This window comes from Alteromonas sp. 4NS20-0143, assembly GCF_057542855.1.
Genome location: NZ_BAAJLR010000010.1, coordinates 41,361 through 54,775, shown reverse-complemented (window position 1 = coordinate 54,775; position 13,415 = coordinate 41,361). Strand labels below are relative to the sequence as shown.

Genomic DNA, 13,415 nt, shown 5'->3' with positions numbered 1-13,415 from the left:
TCAAAATAAAAAAGGGCATAACAAAAAGTTGTTATGCCCTTTTTCGTAGCTTAAGTTTTTCCCATAAGCCTTTTCGCCAAACCCTGCTTACTTCAAATTTCTCTCAAAGAAGTTGGTAATGGTTTTGTATAAGTGAATGCCAGTTTGCTTACCGCGAAGACTGTGCTTTTTACCCGGATAGTCCATGGTTTCAAACGGGATAGCCAGGTCCTGCAAGTGCTTATAAAGCATTGTGGAGTGGGTAAAGAGTACGTTGTCATCAGCCATTCCGTGGTAAATCAGCAGGTCGCCTTTTAAGTCTTTCGCGTATGGAAAGACAGAAGACGCAGTGTAGGCATCGTTCTCGGTGTTTGGGTTACCCATGTATCGCTCGGTGTAGTGGGTGTCGTATAAACGCCAGTCGGTAACGGGAGCACCCGATACACCTGCAGCGAAATAGTCGCCCGCTTTAAACATGGCCATAAGGGTCATGTAGCCACCATAACTGTGTCCGTGAATACCAATGTTGTCGGCATCAACGAAAGGCAGCGTGCGTAAATACTCTACGCCGGCAACTTGGTCATCAACCTCGATAAAGCCCATTTTTTTGTAAATAGGATCTTCAAACGCTTTGCCTCGGTAGTTAGAGCCCCGATTATCTACCGTGAAGACCACATAACCCTGATCAACCCAGTGTTGCATTAGTAAGCCACGATTTCCCGCCCACTTATTGGTAACAACTTGTGCGTGAGGGCCGCCATATAAATACACGATAACAGGCAGTTTCTTATTCGGGTTTTCTACTGCGCTCTCTGGCTTGTAGATACGGTATTTTAGCGTCGCACCGTCTTTTGTTTGAATGTCGCCAAACTCAGGCTTAGTCCAACTGTCCATATAGGCGTGCAAAGGATGGCCTTCTTCTACCTTATTCTCTTCAAGCCAAGTAATACGTTTGCCAGAAGCATCGTTTAAACTGACTTGGAAAGGGGAGTTAACAGTAGAGAAACGGTCAATAAAAATAGAGGCGTCACTGCTGAAAGTTGCGTCATGATAGGCGCCTAATTCAGTAATACGTGCTATATCGCTGGTGCCTTTTCCATCAAAAGGAACGACATAAATGTGACTTTCCAACGGTGTGTCTTTGCGGCCAGAAAAGAAAATGCGGTCGTTTTGCGTGTCGATGGCTTCAATACTGTCAACCACCCAGTCTCCCGACGTGAGCTGCTTAACCATTTTGCCGCTGTTATCGAAAAGGTATAGGTGCTTGAATCCGTCTCGCTCAGAGGCCCAAACAAACTGACCTTTGTCTTTGAGAAAATACAGGTCGTCGTGCAAGTTAACCCAGGTATCACTGCTTTCATTTAACAGTACACGCTGTTTTTTTGTTTGCGTGTTGTACGCACGCAGCTCAAGGTTTTGCTGGTCGCGTGTTTGCCATTGGTAGGTAAATGTCGTGCTGTCCGGCATCCATTGGCCTCTGGCAAAGTACACATCTTTATCTTCGCCTAAATCTACCCACGTACGCTCGTTTGTGTCTAGCGACTGAATGGCAAGTTCCACAACCACATTGGGTGTACCCGCTTTAGGGTACCTTTGTTCAACCAGTTTGATGTCATCAGCGTAAATCTCAGTACGCGTAATAACGTCTACAGGGCTTTCGTCTACTTTAGTAAACGCAATTTTGCTTTCATCTGGCGCCCACCAATACCCGGTCATTCTTCCCATTTCCTCTTGGGAAACAAACTCGGCCATACCAAACTTGATGTTGTCACCGCCGTCTTTAGTAATTGCCATCTCTTTGCCCGAGGCAATATGTTTTACATAAAGGTTCTGATCGCGAACATAAGAAATGTAATTACCCTTCGGAGATAGTTTAATGTCTGTCTCAAATGCATCGGTATCGAGTAGCTGCTTGGCTCCTTTTTCGCCGAGTTTGTGATAGTACACATCACCGCCAAGAGGGAAGAGCAGAGCTTTACCATCGTCAGACCATTCGTAGCTTACTATACCGCTACCTTTTAGGCGCATACGCTCGCGACGGGCTTTCTCTTCATCAGAAAGTACTTCTTCACCGCTTTGTAAGTCGTTAGAATTAAACAGCATGCGGGTTTCGCCACTGTCGATGTGGTATTCCCACAGGTCGAGACGTTCGTAGTCGGTTTGCTTTCCTTTTAAGAACGTAACGCGCGCGCCATCGGGAGACACTTTGAGTGTGCGAGGGGCGCTGCCGTCTAAAGAGGGTGATGAGAAAATTCGCTCAATAGTGAGCGTTTCAGCGTGTAAAGCAGTAGAGAGCATAGCGGCTCCAATTAAAAGGGCTTTTTTCATTGTTATCTGCATATTTTACTGTCGAAGGTTAGATTGTAGAGAAACCATCACATGATACAAGGTGCAAAGTATGAAATCCGCAATGGTGCTAGGAGCGACAGGTTTAGTCGGACGAACGCTCGTAAATATGCTTTTACAGGACAGGCGTTACGATGAAGTGACATGCTTGGTGCGCAAGCCCCTGTCTTCACAGATGTTCAACGACCCACACAACCGGTTAAGGCCGGTGGTTATCGACTTTGAAAATCTTCAAGACTATCAAGGTTACTTTAGCGTTAATCATGTGTACTGCTGTTTAGGCACCACCCTCAAAAAGGCGGGTTCGAAAAAAGCATTTCGACGTGTAGATTTTGAATACATTCACGTTGCTGCACAGCTTACCCGTGCTCAGCGTGCCGATAGCTTTGTTTGGGTGTCTTCTGTGGGGGCTGATGCAAAAAGTAGTAATTTTTACCTTAGGGTAAAAGGCGAGCTTGAAAATGCCATTATGCGTATGCCACAGCTGCCAAACGCATCCGCGGTCAGGCCGTCATTGCTGCTAGGGAACCGAGATGAATCTCGCTTACTTGAAGATGTTGCGCAAAAAACCGCGCCTATTTGGCAATCTATAATGAAAGGGCCGCTTAAAAAGTATCGTCCCGTGGCGCCCATTGATGTAGCAAGAAATATGATGTCATTGCAAAAATGGTAAATGGGTTAAAAATACAAAGCGGTTAAAAATACAAAGCGGTTAAATATAAAGCGTGAGCTAAAAACGTCTAGTAAGGTATCGCCCTCGTGCTAGTACTTATTCCAATTTGTATCTATTCCTACCTATCTATTCCATCAGGCGTGATGGGATAGATTAGATGAGGTAAAATGCCTGACGTGTTTTATAATCCATGTTCATAAAAAATGTTTCGTTGTAAGCAATTCAGTGTGGCGCAAGATAAGTGTGCCATGAAGGTGAATACCGATAGTCTCATTCTTGGAAGTTGGGTAAGTCCCAATGGGGCCAAAAGTGTGCTGGACATCGGTACTGGAACGGGCATTCTCGCACTTATGATGGCGCAAAAAACGGACGACGCTGTCGACATACAGGCAATTGAAGTAGATGAAAGTGCGGCGCAGCAGGCTAGATATAATGCTGAGGTGTCAAAGTGGTCGAAACGAATTTCGGTACACCACCAGGCCTTAGAGGTTTATAAGCCAAAGACCAGCTTTGATATTATTGTATCGAACCCGCCCTATTTTGAGCACAGTAATAAATCCACCAATGCCTTTGCTAGCCAAAGCGATGCACGACACAGTGCTCGACAAACCGGCTTACTTTCGCCGACTGCACTTTTTCAGTTTGCGGCCAATAACGTATCTGCAGCGGGAAGTCTTTACTGCGTTTACCCCTATCGGCGAATGGCCGAAATAGAACAAGCCGCGTTAGCATTTAATTTATTTGTGACCGGTTGCTTGGTGGTAAAACACGACAGCAAAAGTGATCCCTACCTATGCGTCTACCGTTTTCAGGCTCAACGCGCTAATGATGAAGATAGCGAGAGCATCGCTGAATTTGAGGAGACGTATCCATCCCTTACAATACGCGAACACAATGGTGAGTATTCATCTGCGTTCAAGGCGCTTTGCCGCCCGTTTTATCTAAAATTTTAAAAGAGAAGAAATCATGGTTGTCGTTGCCGAAGCATTTGGTGCAGTTGCTGTTGTTTTAAATTTCATTGGGTACCGACAAAATAATGTTGACCGCTATCTGCTGATATCCGCGTTTGCTTTGGCAAGTTTGAGTGCCCATTTCTTTATGCTAGATGCGATGGCCGCAGGGGTAGGGACTCTTCTCGCTAGCGTTCGCAACATCATTGCGATTAAAAACAGAAGTAACCTTATTCTGTTTGCCTTTATAGGGATTAATATTGGTTTTTTATGCTACGAGTGGTTTGTGCTTGAGCATCACTGGAACATATTTATCGCCTATGCTTCCTCACTCATTTTTACCATTGGCTCTATTGTAATAAGAGACACCCATCAAATACGAAGAACCTTTCTTGTGGCCGAGTCACTGGGCTTACTCTATGCCATTTCGGTGGGAAGCATTTTTGGCACTGTGTTTAACATAAGTAACCTCATCAGCATTATTAGTAAGCTAAAGCGGTAATCCATAACTTTAAAAGTCGGAGCCGTCAAAATTCAAAAAGGGCCATTATTTCATTGAAATAGTGGCCCTTTTTTGCGCTGTTTTAATTCTAAAGTGTGAGTGTTCACTTTCTTTTATCTCCATGTATACAATAAGCCTAAAGTTCAATAGGCGAAAGTTCAATAACACTTCTGCGTATGTAAGCGTATTCTTATCAATTAGTAAGTATGAATGCCGCGATGTTTCCTAATAGTGGGTAGAAGTAAACTCACTCGAGGTTTTGGGGAGATGCGTTATGAACAAAGAACATAAGTTTCGCAGTGAACATCAAAGGAATGATTTTAGCGACGAATTAGAGCGTAAGTTTGCAGACTGCGTGCCTGTAAATATATATAAACTAGCAAAGGGTCAACATCGCTCACAAAGCGATGGTGCGATGCCAGACACACCTTCTGGCGTGATCGGTATTCAATCACAACTAGAGACCGAAAAGCTTTGGCAGAATAGGTTGCACCTGCTATTAAACGCGGAGCGCACACTCAATAGCATTACTCGCTACCGTAAACTAACGGCTATTTTGGTTACCGCAAGTATGGCTATGTTACTGTTTTCATTATTCGTTGCGCCATCATTACCTCCTTCTGTTTTTTATGGCATTATACTAATATGTTTATGCGGAGTTGCGACGTACCCTGCGTGGTGTGTTGCAACGAAAAGTGCACAAGAGCAACGTGATAGCATTTCTAGAATGTTCTATAAGAGCAATCACGAAGTTGAACTGTCAAATGGTGAAGTTACGCTAATTAACAGGGCAAACTATGCGAGTGTCACAAAAATACACATAGCGGATCGCAATATTGGACAGCTCGCCACATGAGAACGTATCGAACCCCGTACAGTACATAGGCGCTCTATTATTAGCCTCTGTGCTGCTTGGCGCCATTTTGTTAGCGCCAATGGATGCTATCGGGCAACTTTTCGCGTCACTGCTAGTGCTAATTTCAATTTCCTGGTGTAGCAAAGAAGCCCAACATACCCAGCCCCATCAACATTTCTTTCGAATTTTAGCCCTTGTCTTAGGCACAGCCTTAACCACTCGCTATCTGCTCTGGCGAGGACTGTATACGCTCACCTATACCGATATTTTTTCGCTTGTTGCAGTTTGGCTGTTATTCATTGCTGAAATTTATGCAGGCATCACCTCCGTTTTAGGTGCCATTGTCAATGCGTTTCCTCTTAGTAGACCGCTGCTCACTTTGAAAGATATAGACACAGAGCGCTTGCCTTCTGTGGACGTTATGATCCCCACCTACAATGAAGATGTTGATATTCTTGAGGTGACAATTCGCGCCGCTAAAATCCTCGACTATCCCAAGGACAAGTTATTTATACACTTGTTGGACGATGGCGGTACTGATCAAAAAATTAATGCAAGCAATGAAACTGCTGCAGCAACGGCAAAGAAACGGCGAAGCAACCTTCAGGCGCTTTGTGAAAAACACGATATTGTCTACCATACTCGCGCAAAGAACGAATTTGCCAAAGCGGGCAATGTAAATAGTGCTATAGGGAATACTAGCAGTGACCTTATTGTCATTTTAGACGCCGACCATGTGCCTACATCAGATTTTCTCGATAGAACCGTACCTTGGATGTTGAAAAACGAGAATGTCTTTTTGGTGCAAACTCCGCATTTTATGGCGAACCCTGACCCTGTTGAACGAAACTACTTTTCAGCCTTCACGAGAATGCCCTCTGAAAACGACATGTTTTACGGGACTATTCAAAAAGGCCTCGATTACTGGGGCAGCTCTTTCTTTTGTGGTTCTGCGGCCCTGATGAGGCGAGCGCACCTCGAGTTGGTAGGGGGAATATCTGGTGAGTCAATTACAGAAGACGCAGAAACCGCGTTAGATTTGCATAAATTGGGCTATGAATCGGTTTATGTAGACAGACCAATGGTGAGCGGTTTGGCACCCGAAACGTTTGATGCGTTCATTCAGCAGCGAATGCGCTGGGCACAAGGAATGACGCAGATTCTTTTGTTAAAAAAGCCTTTTAAAGCCGAGGGGCTCAAGTGGTATCAGCGTGTAGGGTATATGAGTTCTATCATGTTTTGGTTATTTCCTTTCGCGCGTATTATTTTTCTGCTCATGCCTTTGGCTTATCTTGTGTTTGGACTGCAGGTATATCATGCCTCTATGCTTGAAATACTGGCCTATACCATTCCTCATGTTATCGCGACGTATATGATTTCCACTATGCTGTTTGGACGAACGCGATGGCCCTTGGTTTCTGAAATATACGAAATTTTACAGTGTGCCTTCACACTCAAAGCGCTAATAAAGGTTTTTATTAAGCCTAGAGAGCCTTCCTTTGTGGTTACGCCAAAAGGGGAAAGTTTAGATAAAACTTTTGTGTCGCCACTCGCCAATATTTTTTATTGGCTTATTCTTATATTGCTATTTGCTTTTTTCACTGGGGTGTATAAATTTATTGCCGAGCCTCTAAGTAGAGAGCTGACCGTGGTTGTTATGCTGTGGAATGGATTCAACCTATTATTGTTGATGTCGGTGTTGAGCGTTTTGTTAGAAAGAAAACAAGTGCGATCGCAATCTAGGTTACCCGCTACCAACAACGTTGTATTACGAACCCAAAAAGGACAGGCGTGGGTTGGCGACCTTGTGGATCTCTCCATAGGTGGAGCAAGAATGAAGTTAAAAGGTGAAGGGGCGTTATTTTCTGATCAAGCCAAACTGACAACGTGGTGCGAGGCATTAAATAAGAACGTTCACTTGCCTGTTACGGTTTTGAACTACGATAGTAAATTATCGTTGCTTCGCGTGCAGTTTTCCCCATCAACAGAAGAGGAGCACAGTGAAGTTGTTGCTTTTGCATTAGCAGATAGCCGCAGATGGATGTCATTTCAGCGAAGGAGAACGCGAGCGATTACTTACTGGTACGGTGCTAAGCACGTACTTAGTGTTGGGTTAAAACCTGCTCTTTTGCATTTCCTACATGCTCTAGATATTGCAGGCAAAAAAATAAGTCACAAAATAAGTTCTGCCAAGGAATAAACAAAAATGATAAAAATCTATCCTACGTTGTTGTTGAGCTTACTATTGGCATTTACCGTTAATGCTGAAACAAATACCTATCGTCTCACTGATTTTTTTGCTGGAGAAAGCATTATTCGCCTAGAGGGTAAGGCGGATTCAATCGACTTTGCTATTCCTCTGGCTTCAATTACCGACGTTGATAACGCTGTGCTTACGTTAGATGTAATCAGCTCTAAGGCACTCATAGAGAAGCGTTCTCAGCTTGTTGTACGTTTTAATAACGCCACCATCGGTCAAATACGGTTCGACCCCGACCGCCCATCACTTATTTCTGAAGTTCCCATACCGGCTAAGTTATGGCGAGATGGCTTCAATACGCTTACATTCAATGTGAGTCAGCATTATGCAAATCAGTGTGTAGATGGCAGTGCACCTGAACTATGGAGCGAGGTGAATATGTATAATTCAACCTTGCAAATAACCTCAAGTAATAATGTTGATAATTTCACATTCGATAAGTTAGATGGCTTCTTCAATCCAGGAATTGGTGGCTTGCGAGACGTGTCGTTGATTACAGCAACAGATGTGGAAGACGACATTACCAAGCGTACTCTTTCATTAGTGGGTCAGGCACTAGCGCTACGCAATCAATATCAACCCCTTGAGCTAAAGCATGAGACCTTTGATGAGGGATATGTATTACCTGAATTAGACACTGCTAATGAGGGACAGCGCTGGACAGAAGAACGTATTCAGCGTTATGAGCGCTCAGCATGGTATACACGGGGGAGTTCTCAAAATAACCGTTCTGGCAACGCGTTAGCTAAGAGTCAAACGCAACAGTTACATGTAATAGTAGGTACTGCCTCCTCGCTCTCACCTGTGCTATCCGATACCACGGTTAACAGTATTAAAGGCCCTTATTTAAAAACAGAAGTAACGCCTTCATTTTCTATCGGCAACCGCGTGATTATCCCTTCCACGTTTCGTCTTATCGTCAGTGGCAATACCACTGACGATGTACACAAAGCTGCGCAAACCTTGGCGGTTATGGACGATGAGATAAATGTAACTTCTCAAATTACCGTACTGTCTCACTCTGGTATGGAAGCAACTCGATTACAAAAACAGCTAATTGCAGCCCCTGATACCGCTTATGAGTTTCAAGATTTAGGTATTTCGGCGGCAAGATTTAGAGATGAAGGAGACTTTTCAAAACGTGCCTCCTTCTTACTACCCGCTGATTTTTATGTACCGGAAAATGCCAGCGTTGGTTTACTGCTTAATTTCGGGTACGGAGCGGGTAATGGACCTGGCTCTATTATGAATGTGAAAGTAAACGATGAGTTGGTACATGGTCTTGCTCTTGATAACCCGAACGGGCAAGTGTTCAAAAACTACAAGTTATCGGTCCCTGCAAGATACTTAAAAGGCGGAGCAAACAATATCGACTTTGATGTGACGCTTCGTGCGCCTCTCGCGGGAGTAGCTTGTGATGAAGTCGCGGGGAGTCATTTAATATTTCAGTTAGAGAGCACCTCTGCTATCGACCTTCCTGATGCGGGACATGTAGCGGTGCAGCCAAATTTAGCGTTGTTCGGCGAAACGGCTTACCCCTTAGCTCGATTTGAGTCAGCCCCTGCATCATCTATCATTATTCCGTCTTCAGACTTTATGGATAGTGCACTAACGATAAGTGCAAAATTAGCGCAGGTGGCTAACGCTCCGCTCCTTAATCTGACTATTAATAACATGGCGGTTGAAAGCATGCCATCGAACGCGATTGCAGGTTCGGCAATTATATTGGGCACGCCAGATTCACTGTCACAAGTGCAACAGTCTGAGTTTACAACGGCAATAGAGGCGACAAAGCGCTGGTCTTATCAACTTCAAAATAACCTACATAACCGGGTGAGGAATCTGACTCAAGACAGATCATTCAAAGCCATGAAAGTGGAAGGTAACACAATACAAGAAAGCGACTTAGGGCCGCAGGCTATTTTTACCGCACACGCCAACCCAGAAAGTAACGACACATTGTTTATCCTTGCCGCACAAACCTCTGAGTTGCTCAACGACAGAGTGAGTGATTTAGTGAGCTTATCGATGTGGGGGCAGTTAGCCGGTGATTTCTTTGCTTGGAGCGACAGCCGCGCACCGTCCCTTGTTATGCAGGTGAATGAAACCTACGAGATTGGCGAATCTGACGATGCGTGGCTTCAACTCAGACTATGGCTTTCCAACAACCCTTGGTACTGGTTAGTTGGTTTTGTGGTTCTGGTTTTCTCAATCAGCTTGCTTATTTACTTACTGCTTAAACGTCGGAATAAAAAAGTACAAGACTCATGGTAATGAGAGTTAAAGCCGCCGCTGTTTTTTGCTTAGCATTGCTGTTGGTGTCTTGTACGGACTCTGATAATAAGCAATTTGAACAGCGTTTTAGCGCTTACAAAGCGCTCTTTGTTATCGACGGTAGAATAGTCGACACCGGCAATGATGAGGTCTCTCACTCTGAGGGGCAAGGCTACGGTATGTTGTTTGCTGCTCATGCTAATGACCGAGCAGCCTTTGATAGCATGTGGCAATGGACTCAAACCGTATTGCAGCGTTCTGACGGTTTGTTCAGCTGGCGCTATACACCTTGTACTACGAAGGACACCGCTTGTGTTGACGACCCCAATAACGCTTCAGATGGCGATGTATTAATTGCTTGGGCACTGCTTAGGGCAGCAAAACGTTGGAATACATCGAGTTATGAAGACGAAGCGCGCAGAATTATTCAGGCCATAGAAGAAAAGCTGATAGTAACACGGGATGGCTACACTTTATTACTACCCGGTGAATCAGGCTTTTATGACGGCGATGGCGTTAGTCTCAGTAGTAACGAAGGCGGCGTTCAGTTCAATCTTTCATACTGGGTGTTCCCAGCCCTGTCGGCCTTTTCGGACTACTCTGAAAACCCCAGTATTTGGCAGGAATTATTCGCCAGCGGCATATCGGTAGTGCAGAAAGCCCGGTTCTCATCTCATCAACTGCCCTCTGATTGGACGCGTTTATACAAGGGTAGTTTTTCAATAGACAATGTTATTGCCAGTGAATTTGGGTTCAATGCGGTGCGAATTCCACTGCATTTAGCATGGTCTGACACTTTTTTAGCCAGTGCTGAACGCAATGATGTGTTAAGCCCATTCGCAAAATGGTGGTCACAAGATTATGTGCCAGCAACCCTTTCGCTAGATGACGAGAAACCAGCGGAATATGCAATGACCCTTGGCATGCATGCCGTTGAGCAAGCGGTTAATAACATCGTTAATGACACAACGCCTAAGTGGCCTGATATTAACAGAGACGTTGACTATTATTCAGCAAGTCTGGTGTTACTTTCAATGCTGGCCGTCTCGGATATATCGGGGTGAGAAGCATGACTATAAATAACCGGTTATCCCTTTTTTCCCTTTTGCTAGTAGCCATATTAGCCGCGTTGGCCTCTCACATGGCTCACGGTCAATCTAAAACTACTTATGAAGAACGCGGGCTAGGGTTTGATGCCTTTGACGAAAGTCAGCCCGATGTCACTGGGCTTTGGTTTCATATCGAAGAGGGGCAGAAATCTCTCGCAAACGACGAGTATGGGCGCTTGCGCTATCAATATCCTAGCTGGCAGCCATCGAAGCCACTGCAAAACGCGCTAGACCGACTGAATAATCTGTCACGAGCAAATCAAGGCGCTAGTCAGCAGGGTGCTAGTCAACAGGGGAGTGATCGCCAGACAGCTTTAAGCCAAAAGGAGCTTGTATCAAATGAGCCTAGTTCTGTAAGCAACGCACCTAAATCGCCACTAGCGATATTTGCAGAAAAAACACCCCAAGCTCGCAGACAAATATCAAATACAGAGTTTAAAAAGCTAGTAGCCCTAGCAGAAAAAGAAAACCAGCCAAACTTCTATTTACTGATGGGGTGGGCGGCTATTGATCGTGGGCAACTTAACATAGCGCGCACGCAGTTTGATAGCACACTGGTGCTTAGCCCAAATGAAGTACAGCGTCGCTCCGCTCAACAAGGCTTAGAAACCATCACTACTTTTATAGTGAATAGTGCTATACAGCAAAGAGACATAGAGCAGCTTGCGAGTTTGCTTGCCAACGGCAAAGGCAACAAAGACGGTGGTGCCAACACAAGTTTGATCACGTCCCTTATAGAAGGAAGTGCGTGGCGAAAATACAATGAAGATGCCTACAACGAGGCCTACGAACTCTTTGTGTTATCGCAAAACGCCGATGGTCAGTATCTATCGCTAAACGCACAGCAAAAGCATGCAAGGGCCAGACAGTTGGCGTGCAGCATTGATACTGAACGCTTTTTACGTCGATGTGCAGATGGCCTAGCGCAGCAGCAACTCTATTTTTATGAAGATGGAGATTACAAAAACAGCATTGAAACTGCTCAACAGCTAGGCGATATAAGAACCTTAACCCTCGATGAGCTAACCTTACTGGGTTGGGCTGCAGCAAAATATGGCGATGGGGAAACGGCGACGTTAGCGTTTGAAAAAGTGCTGAAGCAAAATCCAGATGATGATGTTATTGCCGGCGAGTTAGTCAGGCTAAATAGTGATAACAGGCTAAAGTTAAATCAGCTAGCATCAACATTTCCGCTCGTAAATACCCGCCGACAGGCGCAGGTGAATAGTAGCGCATGGCCTAGAAAACAATTTCTACTTTCCTATATTAACGCCGATACGCGCTCCACAACGGCGCAGACTAAAGATGCGTTCAGTGTGGTTTCTGGCATCACGACTCGCTCTCGCTCAGGTCAATCTGGGCTAGGAAATTTCGACGTTTTAACCAGTTATATTGGTATTGGTGATATCTACAAAGGTTGGCAATGGCGGGTCTTTCTCGATTATAAGCAGTTCTATAGTGGCGCGGCACAGTCTGGAGCGTGGCTGGGCGATGATTTGCTGGGAGATGGAGTGCGTAGCGCGGTATCAAACAATATCACCGGGTTTGAAGATAAAGGCCTAAGGGCCGATATTGCCTATCAAGACGTGGGCTTCAACTTTTATGCAAATGTGGAATACGGCATGTTTGATCAGCCCGTAAACGCTGATATTACCGGTCAAATTTCTGCAACGTGGTTTTTACCTAAGCTGACTCTTGCCACTACCTTGTTCCGTTACCCTAAAGAGGACAGCATGCTTAGCCAAACAGGCTCGTTCAATGCAAGAAACGAGGGCGCGTGGGGCTATGTATTGGAAGACGGCATACGAGGGCTAGCAGCTTATGAAATGGCACCGCGTTGGTCTGTGGCCGGCACATTACAAGTAAGTACCATGAATGGTGAGACAGTAGACAGTAATACTGCCTTTTCTGTGCGGGGTGATGTTAGTTACGATATAGCTACAGACGTGTCAGATAAGCTAGATTATTGGCGCGTTGGTCCCTTCGCAAGTTACTCTGGATATAAGCATAATCGAAGTGGTTTTACCTATGGTAATGGAGGCTACTTTAGCCCCAATTACTTTATCTCCCTAGGATTGTATTCAGAGTTACTCACACTAGAAGCACTTAATTGGCAGCTAAAGCTCAGTAATGCAATAGCCCTTTCACGACTAGAGCAAACGGCTGACTCTCGTTTTCCGCTCATCACTTCCCCTGATATCGAAAGCGATGCCGCCCCGTCAGAGGCCTTGCCTTATTCTGAAACCACAGGATTAAGCGGAAATTTCCTCGCTGAGGCGCAATATCGTATCGGTGGAGACTGGATTGTAGCAGGCTATATGAGTAAGGCATTTGCCGTGGAATACCAAGCCTTTGAGGCTGGCATTCAACTTAGATGGCGAGGAGGAGATGGAAGTGGCGTAACCAGTGACGAGCTTCTGTTGTCGTCACCTCGGTTACGTGGGTTTGCGCTTTAGTTTAAAGCGC

General features: G+C 45.1%; 9 protein-coding genes. 8 read left to right on the top strand and 1 reads right to left on the bottom strand.

Going from position 1 to position 13,415, the window contains the following annotated elements; translation table 11 throughout:
• Window positions 1–87 precede the first annotated feature (87 nt).
• Complete coding sequence (locus AC27HD_RS16805; protein WP_487107268.1) at window positions 88–2,307, bottom strand: S9 family peptidase; 2,220 nt, start codon at window positions 2,305–2,307, stop codon at window positions 88–90.
• Between the two features lie 70 nt (window positions 2,308–2,377).
• On the opposite strand from AC27HD_RS16805, the gene AC27HD_RS16800 reads away from it, so the two are divergent.
• From AC27HD_RS16800 to AC27HD_RS16765, 8 genes are all read left to right on the top strand, one after another.
• Window positions 2,378–2,998, top strand: coding sequence for an NAD(P)H-binding protein (locus tag AC27HD_RS16800; RefSeq protein ID WP_032095546.1), 621 nt, complete (start codon window positions 2,378–2,380; stop codon window positions 2,996–2,998).
• A gap of 227 nt (window positions 2,999–3,225) precedes the next feature.
• Window positions 3,226–3,951, top strand: coding sequence for a tRNA1(Val) (adenine(37)-N6)-methyltransferase (locus tag AC27HD_RS16795; protein WP_487107266.1), 726 nt, complete (start codon window positions 3,226–3,228; stop codon window positions 3,949–3,951).
• Between the two features lie 13 nt (window positions 3,952–3,964).
• Window positions 3,965–4,450, top strand: a complete 486-nt coding sequence (locus AC27HD_RS16790) for a YgjV family protein (RefSeq protein ID WP_032095548.1) — start codon at window positions 3,965–3,967, stop codon at window positions 4,448–4,450.
• Between the two features lie 274 nt (window positions 4,451–4,724).
• Window positions 4,725–5,306 (top strand): hypothetical protein, encoded by a 582-nt coding sequence (locus AC27HD_RS16785; protein WP_487107264.1) that lies wholly within the window; start codon window positions 4,725–4,727, stop codon window positions 5,304–5,306.
• The gene (gene bcsA, locus AC27HD_RS16780) at window positions 5,287–7,506 is read left to right on the top strand and encodes a UDP-forming cellulose synthase catalytic subunit (protein WP_487107262.1); all 2,220 of its coding nucleotides are present in this window, start codon (window positions 5,287–5,289) and stop codon (window positions 7,504–7,506) included. The genes AC27HD_RS16785 and bcsA overlap by 20 nt, the downstream gene beginning before the upstream one ends.
• A gap of 6 nt (window positions 7,507–7,512) precedes the next feature.
• Window positions 7,513–9,840, top strand: a complete 2,328-nt coding sequence (locus AC27HD_RS16775) for a cellulose biosynthesis cyclic di-GMP-binding regulatory protein BcsB (protein ID WP_487107261.1) — start codon at window positions 7,513–7,515, stop codon at window positions 9,838–9,840.
• Complete coding sequence (locus AC27HD_RS16770) at window positions 9,840–10,904, top strand: family 8 glycosyl hydrolase (RefSeq protein ID WP_487107259.1); 1,065 nt, start codon at window positions 9,840–9,842, stop codon at window positions 10,902–10,904. The genes AC27HD_RS16775 and AC27HD_RS16770 overlap by 1 nt, the downstream gene beginning before the upstream one ends.
• A gap of 5 nt (window positions 10,905–10,909) precedes the next feature.
• A complete protein-coding gene (locus AC27HD_RS16765; protein WP_487107257.1) occupies window positions 10,910–13,405 on the top strand; it encodes a cellulose synthase subunit BcsC-related outer membrane protein in 2,496 nt (831 codons plus the stop codon).
• Window positions 13,406–13,415: the final 10 nt, after the last annotated feature.